This window comes from Rhodococcus sp. FG69 (assembly GCF_057808915.1).
Genome location: NZ_JBMDIX010000002.1, coordinates 180,593 through 196,039, shown reverse-complemented (window position 1 = coordinate 196,039; position 15,447 = coordinate 180,593). Strand labels below are relative to the sequence as shown.

At 62.5% G+C, this 15,447-nt stretch carries 14 protein-coding genes and 1 tRNA gene; 7 read left to right on the top strand and 8 right to left on the bottom strand.

What is annotated here, in order from left to right; translation table 11 throughout:
• The first annotated feature begins 49 nt into the window (after positions 1-49).
• Positions 50-1,840 carry a helicase HerA-like domain-containing protein gene (locus tag ACODSO_RS03330; RefSeq protein ID WP_489035007.1) on the top strand — a complete coding sequence of 597 codons (1,791 nt, stop codon included), beginning with the start codon at positions 50-52 and terminating at the stop codon, positions 1,838-1,840.
• A gap of 5 nt (positions 1,841-1,845) precedes the next feature.
• Here the strand turns inward: ACODSO_RS03330 and cmrA are convergent, their stop codons facing one another.
• Genes cmrA through ACODSO_RS03315 form a run of 3 tightly spaced genes read right to left on the bottom strand, consistent with a single transcriptional unit; the run spans position 1,846 to position 5,234 of the window.
• Positions 1,846-2,649: a mycolate reductase gene (gene cmrA, locus ACODSO_RS03325; protein ID WP_068378471.1), complete on the bottom strand. Its 804-nt coding sequence runs from the start codon at positions 2,647-2,649 to the stop codon at positions 1,846-1,848.
• 24 nt (positions 2,650-2,673) lie between these two features.
• The gene (locus ACODSO_RS03320; RefSeq protein ID WP_489035005.1) at positions 2,674-4,710 is read right to left on the bottom strand and encodes an oxidoreductase; all 2,037 of its coding nucleotides are present in this window, start codon (positions 4,708-4,710) and stop codon (positions 2,674-2,676) included.
• Positions 4,707-5,234 carry a PadR family transcriptional regulator gene (locus ACODSO_RS03315; protein ID WP_489035003.1) on the bottom strand — a complete coding sequence of 176 codons (528 nt, stop codon included), beginning with the start codon at positions 5,232-5,234 and terminating at the stop codon, positions 4,707-4,709. Before ACODSO_RS03315 ends, ACODSO_RS03320 begins: the two co-directional genes overlap by 4 nt.
• A 108-nt stretch (positions 5,235-5,342) precedes the next feature.
• On the opposite strand from ACODSO_RS03315, the gene ACODSO_RS03310 reads away from it, so the two are divergent.
• Positions 5,343-6,665: an MFS transporter gene (locus ACODSO_RS03310; RefSeq protein WP_489035001.1), complete on the top strand. Its 1,323-nt coding sequence runs from the start codon at positions 5,343-5,345 to the stop codon at positions 6,663-6,665.
• Here ACODSO_RS03310 and ACODSO_RS03305 read toward each other — a convergent pair.
• Both ACODSO_RS03305 and ACODSO_RS03300 read right to left on the bottom strand, forming a co-directional pair.
• Entirely contained in the window at positions 6,643-7,506 is an 864-nt protein-coding gene (locus ACODSO_RS03305) for an alpha/beta fold hydrolase (RefSeq protein ID WP_489034999.1), read from the bottom strand. The two genes, ACODSO_RS03310 and ACODSO_RS03305, sit on opposite strands and share 23 nt — an antisense overlap.
• 12 nt (positions 7,507-7,518) lie before the next feature.
• A complete protein-coding gene (locus ACODSO_RS03300) occupies positions 7,519-8,169 on the bottom strand; it encodes a TetR family transcriptional regulator (RefSeq protein WP_231912666.1) in 651 nt (216 codons plus the stop codon).
• Positions 8,170-8,354: 185 nt separating this feature from the next.
• Between ACODSO_RS03300 and ACODSO_RS03295 the strand changes: the two genes are divergently transcribed.
• The 4 genes from ACODSO_RS03295 to ACODSO_RS03280 all read left to right on the top strand — a co-directional run bounded on the left by ACODSO_RS03295 (position 8,355) and on the right by ACODSO_RS03280 (position 12,437).
• On the top strand, positions 8,355-9,467 hold the full coding sequence (locus ACODSO_RS03295; protein ID WP_489034997.1) for a ferredoxin reductase: 1,113 nt from the start codon (positions 8,355-8,357) through the stop codon (positions 9,465-9,467).
• A gap of 67 nt (positions 9,468-9,534) precedes the next feature.
• Positions 9,535-10,713 (top strand): fatty acid desaturase family protein, encoded by a 1,179-nt coding sequence (locus ACODSO_RS03290; RefSeq protein WP_068378483.1) that lies wholly within the window; start codon positions 9,535-9,537, stop codon positions 10,711-10,713.
• A 45-nt stretch (positions 10,714-10,758) separates the two neighbouring features.
• A complete protein-coding gene (locus tag ACODSO_RS03285) occupies positions 10,759-10,986 on the top strand; it encodes a hypothetical protein (RefSeq protein ID WP_068378511.1) in 228 nt (75 codons plus the stop codon).
• A gap of 242 nt (positions 10,987-11,228) precedes the next feature.
• Positions 11,229-12,437, top strand: a complete 1,209-nt coding sequence (locus ACODSO_RS03280) for a PucR family transcriptional regulator (protein ID WP_489034995.1) — start codon at positions 11,229-11,231, stop codon at positions 12,435-12,437.
• Positions 12,438-12,483: 46 nt separating this feature from the next.
• Here the strand turns inward: ACODSO_RS03280 and ACODSO_RS03275 are convergent, their stop codons facing one another.
• Positions 12,484-13,092 carry a YdcF family protein gene (locus ACODSO_RS03275; RefSeq protein ID WP_489034993.1) on the bottom strand — a complete coding sequence of 203 codons (609 nt, stop codon included), beginning with the start codon at positions 13,090-13,092 and terminating at the stop codon, positions 12,484-12,486.
• Between the two features lie 205 nt (positions 13,093-13,297).
• Entirely contained in the window at positions 13,298-14,440 is a 1,143-nt protein-coding gene (locus ACODSO_RS03270) for a N(5)-(carboxyethyl)ornithine synthase (RefSeq protein WP_489034992.1), read from the bottom strand.
• Between the two features lie 162 nt (positions 14,441-14,602).
• Here ACODSO_RS03270 and ACODSO_RS03265 point away from each other — a divergent pair.
• A tRNA-Arg gene (locus tag ACODSO_RS03265) sits at positions 14,603-14,675 on the top strand.
• Positions 14,676-14,741: 66 nt separating this feature from the next.
• Here the strand turns inward: ACODSO_RS03265 and ACODSO_RS03260 are convergent.
• Positions 14,742-15,392, bottom strand: coding sequence for a cutinase family protein (locus tag ACODSO_RS03260; RefSeq protein WP_489034990.1), 651 nt, complete (start codon positions 15,390-15,392; stop codon positions 14,742-14,744).
• Between the last annotated feature and the right edge of the window lie 55 nt (positions 15,393-15,447).

Here is a 15,447-nt window from a genome sequence, read left to right as displayed (position 1 = left end):
GTTTGCGGTGGCGATCCACTGTGAGCGAACCGAGAAGGAGCATGCGGACATGACGGTTGATCCGGCATCGGAGAATTTCACCCCAGATGTATCGGTTCCATCCACAGGCGTCGAATTGTCCCCTGCCGAGAAAGCGAAGGTGGCCAAGGCTGCCGCCGTCGAAGCCGCTCGGGTCGCCGCAGAAGCATTGGCCGCTGCCGAAGCCGCCGAGAAGGAAGCTGCAGCTGCAGAATCGGCCGCCGCCGTAGAACCCGCCGTCACAGAAGTTCCCACCAACACCGCAACGAGCACCGTCGCAGGCGAGATCGCTGCCGGCTACGCATCGGAAGGAGCGGCACTCGAACTCGGCACAGTCGTCCTCGACGGGACGACTGATCCGGGCGCGAAGATACGCATTCCCCTTGCCACGCTCAATCGGCATGGACTCGTCGCCGGAGCCACCGGTACCGGCAAGACGAAGACGCTGCAGGGCATCGCGGAGCAGTTGTCCGCAGCGGGCGTACCGGTCGTCATGGCCGATGTGAAGGGTGACCTGTCCGGGCTGTCGGCGCCGGGTGAAGACAACGAGAAGATCCGCGCTCGCGCAGTGGACACCGGCGCGTCGGATTGGGTACCGACTGGATATCCCGTCGAGTTCCTCTCCCTCGGCACCGAAGGAATCGGCATACCGGTGCGCGCGACCATCACGGCGTTCGGGCCCATCCTGCTGAGTAAGGTGTTGGGGCTGAACAACACTCAGGAGTCGACGCTCGGTCTGATCTTTCACTGGGCGGACAAGCAGGGGCTCGCGCTGCTGGACCTCAAGGACCTTCGCGCCGTCATCACACATCTGACGAGCGACGAGGGCAAAGCGGACCTGAAAGGCATCGGCGGCGTCTCGTCGGCGACAGCAGGTGTCATTCTGCGTGCGCTGGTCAATCTCGAAGCAGACGGCGGGGACACCTTCTTCGGCGAGCCCGAGCTCGCGACCGAGGATCTCCTGCGCGTCGGTGCCGACGGCAAGGGCGTCATCACGCTGTTCGAACTCGGAGCGCATGCGGCGCGACCAGTGATGTTCTCGACGTTCCTGATGTGGGTTCTCGCCGATATGTTCCAAACGCTCCCCGAGGTAGGCGATGTCGACAAACCCAAACTCGTCTTCATCTTCGACGAGGCCCACCTGTTGTTCGCGGATGCGTCGAAGGCCTTCCTGCAGCAGGTCGAGCAGACCGTGAAGCTGATCCGATCCAAAGGCGTCGGTGTCTTCTTCTGCACGCAGCTCCCGACCGATGTGCCCAACGAAGTCCTCTCCCAACTCGGCGCGCGGATCCAACACGCTCTGCGCGCGTTCACACCGGACGATCAGAAGGCGCTGAACAAGACCGTCCGTACCTATCCGAAGACGAAGGCGTACGACCTGGAGAAGGCCCTGACCTCCCTGGGAACCGGCGAGGCCATCGTGACGGTCTTGTCCGAGAAGGGTGCACCGACGCCGGTGGCATGGACCAAGATCCGTCCGCCTCGCTCGCTGATGGACACCATCGGCAACGATGCCATCGCCGCTGCCGCGGCGGCGAGCCCCCTGAGCGCACAGTACCGCGAGACGATCGACCGTGAGTCGGCGTACGAGAGACTGCAGGCTCGGGTCGCGGACGCCCCCGTTCCCGCCGAGAAGTTCGACTACCCGCCGTTGCCGACGGATTTACCCGACTTGCCTCCACCGGCGCCGGAGGGTCCGTCCGCTGCCGAACGGATCATGGACAATCCGGCGGTCAAGAGTTTTCTGCGATCTGCGGCTTCCGCTGCAGGACGGGAGATCTCACGCAGCATCTTCGGTACCGGGCGTCGCCGCAAGCGGTGAATCCGCTAGCCGCCCAGCTTCTTGTAGAAGCTGCCCACGATGGGTGCCGAGATCGCACGCGGGCTGTACTGACCGGCGATGGACATGCCCTTGCTCAGCAACCCGGGAACGACTCGCATCTTGTTCTTGGCAAGCGAGTCGAGTGACAGCTTCGCTGTGTAGGCGCTGTCGATCCACAGGAAATCGGGAACGAGCTTGTCGACGATCGACGCGTCGGCCGGATCGGGCGTCTCGGTGCGTACCGGACCGGGCGCGAGCAGAGTGACGTGGACGCCGCTGTCCTTCAATTCCAGCCGCAGCGACTCCGAGAACGTGTTGACGAATGCCTTCGTCGCTGCGTACGTCGCGTTGTTGGGGATGGCCATGTTGCCTGCTGCGGAACCGGTGATGAGAATGCCCCCACTGCCGCGCGCAATCATCCCCGGGATCACCGCGAGAGTCAGGTCGTGCACGGCAACCGCATTGAGTTCGACCTGGTCGCGTTCGTAGGCGGGGTCGAGCCCCGACACCGGTCCGAACGTCGCGATTCCGGCGTTGTTGCACAGGATGCTGATCTCGCGGCCGGCGAGCTCGTCGGCGAACGGTGCGCGCGCGTCCCGGTCCGAAAGGTCGAGAACTCGGATTTCGACGGTCACTCCGTGGTCGGCCTCGAGCTTCTTCGCAAGCGCTTCGAGCAACTCACCTCTACGGGCGACGATGATCAGCGAATGGCCGCGTGCGGCAAGTTCGGTGGCCAACGCCTCTCCGATGCCGGAGGAGGCTCCGGTGACGACGGCACGGGCTTCGGGTGCAGGACTCGGCAGGCTCACGGTGAGACAGGGTAGTTGATGGGATCAGATGCGGGCCGCTAGAGTGGTTCCCTGTTCGATCGCTCGCTTGGCATCGAGCTCCGACGCCAGCTCGGCGCCGCCGATCACATGAGTTGCGGTCCCCGAGGCCTTCAGGTCGTCGACCAAGTCTCTGACCGATTCCTGCCCGGCGCAGACGACGATCGTGTCGACCTCCAGTGTCCGTGGCCGCTCGTGCTTGTCTCCGAAGGTGATGTGAAGGCCGTCATCGTCGATCCGCTCGTAGTTGACCCCGGACAGCTCGTGCACGCCTTTTGCTTTCAGCGCTGCGCGATGTACCCAGCCGGTGGTCTTTGCGAGGCCGGCGCCGATTCTGCCCTTCTTGCGTTGTAGCAGGAAGACCTCACGCGGTGAGGGTGCGGGGACCGGGGTCGTGAGTGCGCCGGGCGCGGCTTCGGGTTCGGTGACGCCCCATTCCTGCTTCCACTCCTTCAGATCCAGGGTGGGGGACGCGTCGGTGGTGAGGAATTCGGAGATGTCGACGCCGATGCCGCCTGCGCCTATCACCGCGACCCGGTCACCCACGTGCCTACCGTCCTCGACCACCTCGGCGTAGGACAACACCGACGGGTGATCGATGCCCGGTATCGACGGAATTCGAGGGACGACTCCGGTGGCTATGACGACCTCGTCGAAATCGCCGTCGCGCAGTTCGGTTGCGGTCACTCGATGACCGAGATGTACTGCGACGTCGGCGTCTTTCAGCGCGGTGGTGAAGTATCGGATGGTCTCGGCGAACTCCTCCTTGCCTGGAATTCGCTGTGCAATGCCGAATTGACCGCCCAGAGCGGGCCGTGCTTCGAAGAGGCTGACTGCGTGTCCGCGTCGGGCCGACTCCAAGGCGGCGGACAGTCCGGCGGGCCCACCGCCGACGACGGCCACCTTCTTGGCCCGACGAGCGGGAAGCAGCTGCAGTTCGATCTCGCGTCCGGCTCGTGGGTTGACCAAACACGAGACGGTCTTGTGCACGAACGCGTGATCCAGGCATGCCTGATTGCACGCGATGCAGGTGTTGATGCTGTCCGCGGCGTCGGCCTCGGCTTTGCGCACCCAGAACGGATCGGCGAGCATCGGTCTCGCCATGCAGATCAGTTGCGCGTCGCCACGGGCAAGAATGTCCTCGGCGATGTCGGGCATGTTGATTCGGTTCGATGCCGCGACGGGTATGGAGACGTGTTTGTCGAGTTTTCCGGTGATGTCGGCGAAGGCAGCACGGGGTACCGAAGTCACGATGGTCGGCACTCTCGACTCGTGCCAGCCGATGTCGGTATTGATGATGTCGACGCCGACGCGTTCCAATTCCTGTGCAAGAGCGACGATGTCGTCCCAGCTCTGACCGCCCTCCACCAGATCGGCCATCGACAGTCGGAATACGATCAAGAAGTCCTGTCCGACGGCTTCGCGTATCTGCTGTGAGATCTCCACAGCAATTCGACGCCTGTTCGAAGGACTTCCACCCCATTCGTCGCGTCGGTGATTGGTGCGTTCGGAGAGAAATTGATTGATGAAATAGCCTTCACCGCCCATGATTTCGACGCCGTCGTATCCAGCTGACTGTGCCAGTCGGGCGCAGCGCACGTAGTTGCGGATCTGCCAACGCACCCCACGTGAGGTGAGCCGTCGCGGACGAAAAGGATTGATAGGAGCCTTGATCGACGACGCCGACACACTGAACGGTTGGTACGAGTACCGGCCGGCGTGCAGGATCTGCAGCGCGATCTTGCCACCTTCGCGATGAACGGCGTCGGTGATCGTGCGATGTCGACGCGCTTCGAGACGATTGGTCAGCTTCGCGCCGAACGGAAGCAGCCAGCCCGTTCGGTTGGGCGCGTATCCGCCGGTCACGATGAGCGCGACCCCGCCGCGCGCCCGTTCGGCGAAATACTCCGCCAACCGGCCGGTGTCCCGGGCTCGGTCCTCGAGTCCGGTGTGGATCGAGCCCATGATCACGCGATTCTTCAACGATGTTCTGCCGACGTTCAGCGGCGAGAGCAGGTTCGGATATCTATTCGATGTGGTCACAGTTTCTCCAAGATCTCGTCGCACCATTCGGCGAAGCCTTCCTCGACTCGGATTCCACCGCGAAGCACGAGGTATTGGTGCAACGCGGTTCCGGTGAGGTCGGCAGGGGAGGGGAAATCATGCTTTTCGATGAGTCGGTACAGCTCGAGCCGTTCGACGTGGACCGACCTGTGGCGCCTGACCTCGGCCGTCAGCGCGGCGATGTCACCGTTGGCGGCGCCGCGGATCTTCACGGCCAGTTCTTCGCGCAACGTACTCGGTTCGGTCGGTTCGGCAATCCACCGGTCGAGTTCGCTTCGTCCGGCCTCACTGACCGAGTAGACCTTCTTGTCCGGACGGCCCTCTTGAACGACCGCAGTGCCGACGATCCATCCCGCCGCATCCATCCGCGTCAGCACTCGATAGATCTGTTGGTGCGTGGCGCTCCAGAAGAAGCCGATGGATTTGTCGAATCTGTTCGCGAGTTCGTACCCCGAGCCGGACAGTTCGGTGAGGGAGACGAGTATCGCGTGTTCGAGTGCCACGCGAACCAGTATGTATGCAACGAGGTGACTATGCAACAGAGTGCATAGCCCGGGACCTGATACCTGAGTAGCGGGTCCACAGAGCCCGACTCGCCTAGGCTTCCCGTCATGGACACTCGGGCCGAGAATGCCGTCGTCGGCGTTGCGACTGCGCGTAAACAGGTATTCGCCTGGGGGATATGGGATTGGGGATCCGCCGCGTTCAACGCGGTCATCCTCACCTTCGTGTTCTCGGTGTACCTCACAGATGCCGTCGGCGACGATCTTCCCGGGTCGATCTCGGCAACGTCGTGGTTCAGTTGGTCGGTCGGATTTGCGGGCGTCGTGATCGCGGTACTGGCGCCGGTGTCCGGCCAACGCTTCGACGCCCGAGGCAAGAGGAAGCGCTCGCTCGCACTCCTCACCGGCTTGACGGTCCTGAGCATGTCCGGTCTCTTCTTTGTCAAAGACGACTACCACTACCTGTGGCTGGGGCTTGTGCTGCTGGCTGCAGGATCGATTCTGTTCGAGTTGGCCAGCATCCCGTACAACGCGATGCTCAGGCAGGTGTCGACTCCGGAGAACATCGGCCGCGTTTCCGGATTCGGTTGGTCGATGGGCTATTTCGGCGGAATCGTCCTGCTGTTGATGTGCTACTTCGGCTTCATCGTCGGAGACGGAGACACGCGCGGACTGTTCGGTCTGACGACGGACGGCGGGCTCAACATCCGTGTTGTCGCGCTCCTTGCGGCGGTGTGGTTTGCCGTGTCTGCCATCCCGGTGCTGCTCACTGTCCCCGAGTTGCCCGCTACGACGGCCGATCCCGGTGCAGCCAAAGCCGGAATGCTCGAGTCGTACAAGGTATTGTTCCGCGACCTTCGCGAACTCTGGACAGCCGACAGGCGCAGCGTCTACTTCCTGGCTGCCAGTGCGTTGTTCCGCGACGGTCTCGCAGGGGTGTTCACGTTCGGTGCGGTACTCGCCGTGAGCGTGTACGGCATCGGGACCGCCGACGTGCTGCTGTTCGGCGTCGCTGCGAACGTCGCCGCCGGACTGGGCGCGATCACGGCGGGTCGGTTCGACGATCGAGTGGGACCGAAGGCGGTCATCGTGTTCTCGCTGACGGCGATGATCCTCGCGGGCCTCGTGCTTCTGTTCGTGTCAGGTCCGTTGATGTTCTGGGTGTTCGGGCTGATTCTCTGCCTCTTCGTCGGCCCAGCGCAATCGTCCTCCCGGACGTACCTGGCGCGGTTGGCTCCGCCGGGGCGGGAAGGACAGTTCTTCGGCCTGTACGCGACAACGGGCCGGGCAGTGTCCTTCATCGCGCCGACGCTGTTCGGACTATTCGTATGGATGTTCGACGCCGACCGCGCCGGCATCGGTGGCTTGCTGGTGGTTCTGGTCGTCGGACTGGGCGCGCTTCTGGCGGTCAAGTCACCGGACAAGGTCTGACAGAACCGACGCTCAGGTCTTTTATCCGCGCGAGGATCTCCGTGGCCAGGCGGTCCGGCGCCTCCTCCGGTACCCAATGCGACACACCGTCGAGCTCGACGAACTTGTACTCCGCATCCACGAACTCGCCGCAGCGTTCGGCGCCTGCGCGGCCGACGGCCGAGTCCTGATTGCTCCAGACGTAAGTCGTCGGAACTTTCACCGGACCCAACCGTCCGAACTCGCTCGTCATCGCCCGGTACCACTCGAGAGCGGCCGTGAGCGCACCCGGCTCGGCGAGGTGCTTCACGTATCTGTCGTCCGGACTGTCGTCGGAGAACATTGCCCGTAGCCTCTGCGCATCGTTCTCGAGTAGAAGTTGTTCGGCTTTGCCTTCTTGCCGAAGCAGTCCGATGTACGACGACCGCTGCTGTTGGTCCGCGTCTTCTCGGATGGCCCAACCGAATGCGGCGGTGTGCGGTATCGACACCGCCGTGAGCGTACGGACCTGCTCAGGATGCGTGGCGGCCAATTGCCAGGCAACGGCCGCACCCCAATCGTGCCCGACGACATGCGCAGATTCGAGGTCGAATGCCTCGATGATCGCGAGGACGTCGTCGACCAGATGAGAGGACCGGTAGGCGTCGGTCCCGATGGGTCGTGCGCCGGGGGAGTAGCCGCGCTGGTCAGGTGCGATAGTGCGGACGCCGGCAGCGGTAAGACGTGGCACGACGCGGTCCCAGCATGCCGAGGTCTGCGGAAACCCGTGAAGAAGAACGACCGGGACGCCGTTGTCAGGTCCGTCCAGGGACACGTCGAACACCAGATCGTCGACGGTCACGGTGGTGGCGGTTGCTGTCATGGACGAGTCCTCTCAGCCGTGGTTCCGCTTCCACCCTCCCATGCCGAGCACGATGAGCCGTACTTGATGTTCGGTTCGGCGCAGGAGTTCACGTTCTTTCGCACTGTTGGGTCGATCGATTTCCAGCAGGCCCACCGTAGCGGTCAGCATCGTGGACACGATGAGGTCTGCAGCCATCTCCAGATCGGCGATGTCCCAGGATTCGAGGCCGGGCATGCGAGAGAGATCGATGGTGAGTTCGCTGACGAACATGCGAAGTTCGGTTGCAAACGCCCGTCGAATCTCGGTCACTCCGCCGTAGCGTTCTCGCGCGAGAAACCTGAACTGGTCCTCGTGCAACCTGACCTGGCGCACGAGGATGCGCAACGATTCGGTCGCGTTCTTTGTGGTGGGGTCCTTTCGTGCGTCCCGGAGCATCTGCCTCAACATGCGCATCGAGTCCTCGACGAGCGCAACGCCCAGGTCTTCCATCGACGCGAAGTGGCGATAGAACGCGGTGGGGACGATTCCTGCAGACCGGGTGACTTCCCGCAGGCTGACACTTGCGAACGAGCGGTCACGCAGCAGGTCGAGAGTGCCGTCGATGAGTGCCTGCCTCGTCCGTTCCTTGCGCTCGGCACGGGTGCCCGGTTCTGTCACATGTTCGAGTTTATTGCCGTCCATTGTGTGATCACCTCCGGTCCTGACCTCGACTTACCTATTGATGTGATGCCGATCACTTATGTTCACTCCCTGTCGGTGCGATCACATTGGCGTTGACAGTTCCCGGTGTGGATCTGCCACACTGGATTCTAGTGCACAGCCGTACACTGAATCAGTCCTTCTAATCGTACGAACACGGAGGCGACATGACAGTCCAGCAGAAGATTCGGCGCCCTAGAAGCCGAAGCAAGTTCTCGCTGTTGTCACTGTTCGAGGCGATGGCCACTCCGCATGCTCTCGATCGGTACCTCGAACTGGTCGACCCGATGACGACAGTCAGGGACCTCCGCGGTGAGGTTACTGCTGTACACCGCTCCACTGCGGATACCGTCACACTGACCATTCGCCCGACGCACCAGTGGCAGGGTTTCGAAGCCGGTCAGTTCGTGCAGGTCGGAGTCGTCATCGACGGCGTCCGGCATACCCGGTGCTACTCGCCCGCGTGCTCGCAGTATCGCGACGACGGACGCATCGAGCTCACGATCAAGGCTCATCCGGAGGGACTTGTCTCGCAGTACCTCCACGGCAATGCTCACGTCGGTCTCGTGGTCAGCCTCTCGCAGGCCGACGGCACCTTCCATCTTCCGACACCAAGGCCGGACCGCGTTCTGCTGATCAGCGGCGGAAGCGGCATCACCCCGGTGCTCTCGATGCTCAGGACGCTGCTGGACGAGGGGTACAGCGGCGCCCTGACTTTCTTGCACTACGCGTACACCGAGAACGACGTGTCGTACCGAGCCGAACTCGACGCCATCGCGGCCGAGAACGACAACGTTCGGATCGTGCTGGCGTACACCGATCAGCAGTCGGGTGGCGATCTGCACGGATTCTTCGGCACGGAGCACCTGGACGCCGTAGCGCCGTGGTACGCCGACGCGGAGACGTACCTCTGCGGCCCGCCGGGTTTGATGCGCGGAGTCAAGAACGTGTACGCGGATCTGGGTCTGAGTGAAAACCTCCACCTCGAGGAATTTGCGGCCCCGGTGGCAGTCGTAGCGGAGGATGCTGCGGGTGATGTCACCTTCTCCGACAGTGATGTGGTCGCGTCCAACTCCGGGCGGACACTGCTGGAACAGGCGGAAGACGCCGGATTGACCCCCGCGTACGGCTGTCGAATGGGGATTTGTTTCACCTGCACGTCGGTGAAGACCTCCGGATGCACGACGAACGTCAAGACGGGTGAGAAGGACAGCGAGCCGCACAAGAAGATTCAACTCTGTGTCACGGTGCCCGTCGGTGATGTCTCCATCGAGATCTGACAGCTCGGCCCACCGATCGAACCCGTCCGAGAACAACCTTTCGACAATCGAAACGGAGAGTGTTTCAATGTTCGGAATTCCTTTACCTGCAGTATCTTTGCCGTTCTTCGGCTCCTCGGCCAAGGCTGAGGCGCTCACGCCGACCGTCCTGTCCTACGAGCAAGTCCAAGAGCTCGGCCGTGAACTCGACGAACTGCGCGCACGCACCGTCGCCAAGCTCGGCGACACCGATCGTGAGTACATCTACAACATCGTCAAGACCCAGCGCGGATTCGAAATCGCCGGTCGCGCAATGATGTACCTTCCATTCCTGCCGCCGGTCTGGCTCGCTGGAGTCGGAGCTCTCGGTGTGTCGAAGATCCTCGACAACATGGAGATCGGGCACAACGTCATGCACGGCCAGTACGACTGGATGCGCGAACCTGGCTTCAATTCCGAGGTATTCGAGTGGGACACGGTCTGCCCAGCCGACCAGTGGAAGCACTCGCACAACTACATGCACCACACCTTCACCAATATCGTCGGCAAGGATCGCGATATCGGCTACGGCATCCTGAGGATGGACGAGGGACAGAAGTGGAACCCGTACTACCTCGGAAACCCTGTCTACGCATTCCTGCTGATGACGTTCTTCGAGTGGGGCGTCATGCTGCACGACCTCGAATCGGAAAACATCATCCAGGGCAAGCGCAAGTGGCACGACGTGAAGCCGCTGCTACAGGGAATGTGGCGCAAGGCCGGCCGTCAGGTGCTCAAGGACTATGTCATCTTCCCAGCGCTGTCGGGTCCGTTCTTCGTCACCACGTTGGTCGGTAACGTCGGCGCGAACCTGATCCGCAACCTGTGGACCTACTCGATCATCTTCTGTGGACACTTTCCGACTGGAGTCCAGACGTTCACCGAGGAGGAGACTGCCGACGAGTCGCGCGGCGAGTGGTATGTCCGTCAGATGCTGGGCTCGGCCAACATCGAAGGTTCGCCGCTGTTCCACATCATGTCCGGAAACCTGTCCCACCAGATCGAACATCACCTGTTCCCTGACCTGCCCGCGCACCGCTACCCGGAACTGGCTCCCGAGGTGAAGGCGTTGTGCGACAAGTACGGTCTCCCGTACAACACCGGCGGATTCTTCAAGCAGATCGGTTCGGTGTGGGGAAAGATCTTCAAGCTCGCCCTGCCGAATTCGCTGACCGGTTCCGAGCCGACCGTCGGTGTTATCGTCGAGCGCAAGAAGGTTGCTGCGTAGGTGGCCGGTGCAATCGGATCGAATACCGAATCAGGGGTGGTCGTCGTGGTAGGCAAGTTCGAGCGCAACAAGGACACCGTGCAGGAGTTGACGGAGTCCGCTGCGAATCACGTCGGGAAGATCGCCGTGATCATCGCAGGAGCGGTTCGCGATGTCACTCGAGAGATCGGCGACTGGGTCTCCGACGGTATCGAGATGCGTGAGGCGGCGAAGAAGGCGCGCGACGACGCACCGGTCGGCAAAGTCATCAATGGTGAGTTCGAGAACCGGTGAGTTCGAGATCCCCAGAGTGTTCTCCATGTCGCTGAGAAATCCTGCAACTGGAGCCACCCTGTAGTTCCACTCGATGCCGGGTCGTCTGTCCGAAGGGGCTGGGCGGCCCGGTTTTCGTTGGAACCGCGACTCCATCGAAACAAACTCAAAGAATGTTTGTAGCCCCATTTGCATACTCTTGGATCGCAAAGTGGGTTACCGTTACGTGACGAACCACACAGCGGTACGAAAGGCGGCTCGACATGCGGTTGGACACTTCGTTCGCGCACTGCACCACCAGCGATCACGCGGTGGATCGCCCACCCCTTCGGTCCGGTCACTCCAGCGGGGGGGCGTCAGCCGCCACGACCGTTCTGGAGGCGCACTGCGGCGCGATCGTTGCTCGCTGCGTCCGCGCCGGCAAACCACCCACCCCTGCTGAACTCGATCCCGTTCGGCGCTCGTCGGATCACCTCGTCCGGGGTGGCGTCGCCCTTCGTGACGCGCAACGCGCCGTGCATCTGGCGGTGAGCGCCGTGCTGAGGGGCAGCATCGACGGTGTGTCGGGAGGGCAGGATGCCGATGTCGTCGGCAACGCGGTGTTCATGATGCGTGTTCTCGAGTTGCTGGGTAACACGGTGTCGTCGGCGTACATCGAGCATTGCAAGCAGGAATCGGGGACGACTGGCGATCAGGCGTCCAGGTTGGTCGATCTGCTTGTCTCCGACGATCCCGAGGCACGTGCCGTGGCGGAACGTCACGGCATCGACATCGCTGCCGAGTACGACGTCGTGTTCCTTCGCTTCGTGGCAGACGCAGCTGATGCCGAACGGTCTGTCGGTCGCACGATCGACAGCGCGAAGGTCGCCGCCGCTGAACTCGCGCTGACATCGGACACTGTCGCACACGGTCCGTTGCTGTCGCTCAGTACCAGTGGCGGAACGATATTGGTGCCGGGCGTTCGATCCGATGCGGTGGAAGAGTGCATCGCGCAATTGAATTCGGTATTGCGCGTCAACGTGGTCGCGGCGACAGCTCGGGCTGTGCCGGGCGCGATAGCGGATGCCGTGGCGCACTGTCGAGAATTGGTCGACCTTGCACGCTCGCTCCGCATGCAGCCGCGGTTGTACCGCACCGGCGACTTGGCGTTGGAGTATCAGCTGTCTCGTCCGGGCCCGGGTAGATCGCGGCTGCGATCGGTCATCGCGCCCCTTGATGCGTTCCCCGAGCTCATGCATACCCTCAAGACTTTTGTTGCGAGCGAGGCGAATCGACGGGCCAGCGCCAAGTCGCTCTACGTCCACCCGAACACCGTGGACTACCGGTTGAAGCGGATCGAACAGCTCACTGGCGTGGACCCACTGAGTTCCGCCGGTCTGATGTCCCTGCACGCTGCACTTGTCGTCGATTGCCTCACGCGGGCAGATGCGGCAGGGGCCTCGGGGCCGTCCGTGGTCGCCGAAGCGTCCTAGCTGTTCGGTGCCGGTCGCTCGAGTCTCGGCCGGCATCGAGAGTCTGCTAGCCGGCCGAGACGACGCCGCTCACCGGAAAGCGTCCGGAGATCGCCTTGCGGAAGTCGATCAATGCACGCTCGACGTGGTTCGGGCTCGATACGACCACAGCGCCCTGCGCGCCGCGCTGGGCGAGGATCGCAGCGGTATTTCGTGCGTTCTCGACGGTGGACGTCGATGTGTTCTCTTCGACAATGCGCTCCGGCGGAACCCCGTTCGCGATCAGCCACGTGCGCATGGCGCGGGCCTCGGTGATCCCGGATCGAGGCACACCTCCGCTGGTGATGATCTGCGAGGCAGGGTAGCGCTGCGCCAGCGCAAGCGCCGCATCGAGCCGTTCCCGCAGCACAGGTTGGATGGTGCCATCGTCGTACAGTCCTGCTCCGAGCACCACTATTGCCGTGCCGACAGGGTTGAGGTCGAGCATCAGCGGTGCGTGTTCGGTGAGGACTTCCTGCTGAGTGCACCAGATTATGGCCGGCACGTCGGGGAACAGACATCCCCCGAGCGTGGACATGACGCTGTTTCCAAGAGTGATCGGAGTTATGTCCGCGTGCGCTACATGAGTGCTGTGTCCCAGCGTCAGACCCCCTGCGATCACCGATGCGAACGCCACACGCCAGAACGTGGAACAAGATCCTGCTGACATCAAGAAAGCCCCCCGGCCGATCACCTTCGAATACTCTTCGAATCAGCGTGCAGCAGGGGGTAGGCGGTGCACAACCATCACCGGCTGTGAGTGCTTCCAAGATCAACGGTATCCGTTGTGAATCAGGACACCTGCGTCTGGTCGGGTTCGTAATGCTGTGACAAGCAACGCATTACGCAGAAAGGTGTGGGTACTCCGCACTCCGGTGCTGGAATGCGAGGATGTTCGGATTGACGACAGTGCCCTCGCGCACCTCGATCGCCCTTTCGATGGTGTCGCTGGTTCCCCAGGCGACCGGTCCACCGAGGACGGTCCGCACGAATGGAAGCAGGGACTCGCTGATCTCCCACGTCGCCGAGTCCCACAAGTAGGACGGGCTGTGATCGACGGCGTAGTACCGGACGTTGTCACCGACGGTGAACATCGGCTCGGTGAAGGATGTGGGCTTTGCCCACTCGAAGCCCATGCCCTCGTCGCACGACACATCGACGATCAGGGTTCCCGGGGAGATCGACGGCAGATCGTCGTTCACCAGAAACGTCAGAGGCGAATTCGTATCCTGCAGAACGCAGTTGACGATGATGTCGTGATCGCCCAGGAACTCGGACAGAGGAACACGTCCGGTGTCGGTCAAGGCACGGCTGCGACGTGGGTTCTCCCCGTCGAGGTCGAAATTGACGATCCTGGCAGAGTGGATCGGTGAGCTGACCGCGGTGACGCCACGCTGAGTGAGTACGTCGACCTCGTGTATGCCGTGGGCGTTGAGAGCAGTCACGGCCCCACGAGCTGTAGCGCCGAATCCGATGACGGCCGCCCGAAGTCGTCGTCCGTAATCTCCAGTGGATCCGATCAGCTGTAGGGCGTGGAGAACCGAGCAGTACCCGGCGAGTTCGTTGTTCTTGTGGAAGACATGAAGATTGAAGGCGCCTTCCGGGCTCCAATGGTTCATCGCTTCGAATGCAACGAGTGTCAACCGTCGATCGATGGCGATCTGCGTGAGCTCGAAGTCCTGAACGCAATGGGGCCAACCCCACAGGATCTGACCGATCCGCAGCGACTCGAGGTCGCTGGCTTGCGGCTTGGGAAGCAGAATGACGTCGCACTCGTCGATCAACTGCTGTCGTGAGCGAACCCCTGCCGTCAACGATGCGATGTGATCGTCGGAGATTCCGAAGGGCTGTCCGTAGCCGGTCTCGAAATAGACTCGGTCTCGAATGTCGTGAGGTATGCGTCCGATGTGCAGCGGGTGAATCGGGAGGCGGCGTTCGTTCGGCTTCGATGACCGTGACGTGACGCCGAGGGTGAGCTGGTGCACTATGGCCCCTTCGGTTGAGTTCAGTCAACCACACCTGAGCAGCCACGAGATCCGCTCGAGCCGCTGCGTACGGCCACTCGAATGCCCTTCCAGAGGCCGCATCGGTCCAGCGGGTACACTCGTTCACCGTGCTCGGACGTGGCCTGCGCCCGGCCGAGCAACGCCTCCGTAGCTCAGGGGATAGAGCAAGGGCCTTCTAATCCCTTGGTCGCAGGTTCGAATCCTGCCGGGGGCACCGAAGTGGTCACAGTCGAACCTTCGCCGCGAGGCGCAGGTTCTTCTATGGGCCGCCCCACCTGGTTCAGTCACGGACCTGCGACGCTGCGAACTGTGCGCCCTGCGTGGTGGAGCCGTTCGTCCCGTATTGAAGGTGCGCGAAGGTGTTGAAACCGCCGATCTGGCACACCGGATCGCCGAAGTTGCAGAAGCTACGTGAGCGCGGGCCGTAGGTGCTGCTGGCCGTCTCGATGGTGCTGCCGCGGAGTCCGATCGGATTGCCGAACACGACAACTGCGTCGACGCGGTCGGCGATGTCCGCGGGAATTACGGCACCGGTGACGCTGCTGGTGGTCCGCACGCCCACTGCGTTGGTCACGACGGTCGCTCCCTGCGAGTAGCCCGCTATCACGAACGTTGTCGACGGGCACGAGGCCGCAACCGACGTCAGGTGGGCGACGAGGTAACGTGATCCCGGGCCGGCGCTGGCCTGAGTGAAGTCCGCCGCGTAGTTCACGGCATAGGTGCTGACCGATCGGTCCGACAGCTCGGACTTCAACCGATCGACGAACGGTGCGCCGGTGATGCCCAAGCCGGGGAATTCGCCGGTTCCGCGGGCGAACGACACATCGACGTCCGAACATGGGGCAGCGTTCGCGACACCCGACGGTTGTGCCACGAAAAATGCGGAAACAGCCAGTGCTGCAACTACATAAGAGGTCAGACGGTTGTTCATTCAGCTACTCCTCGACGGGTGACTGTGCTTGTCGAACCTTAACTGCGTCGGCCGG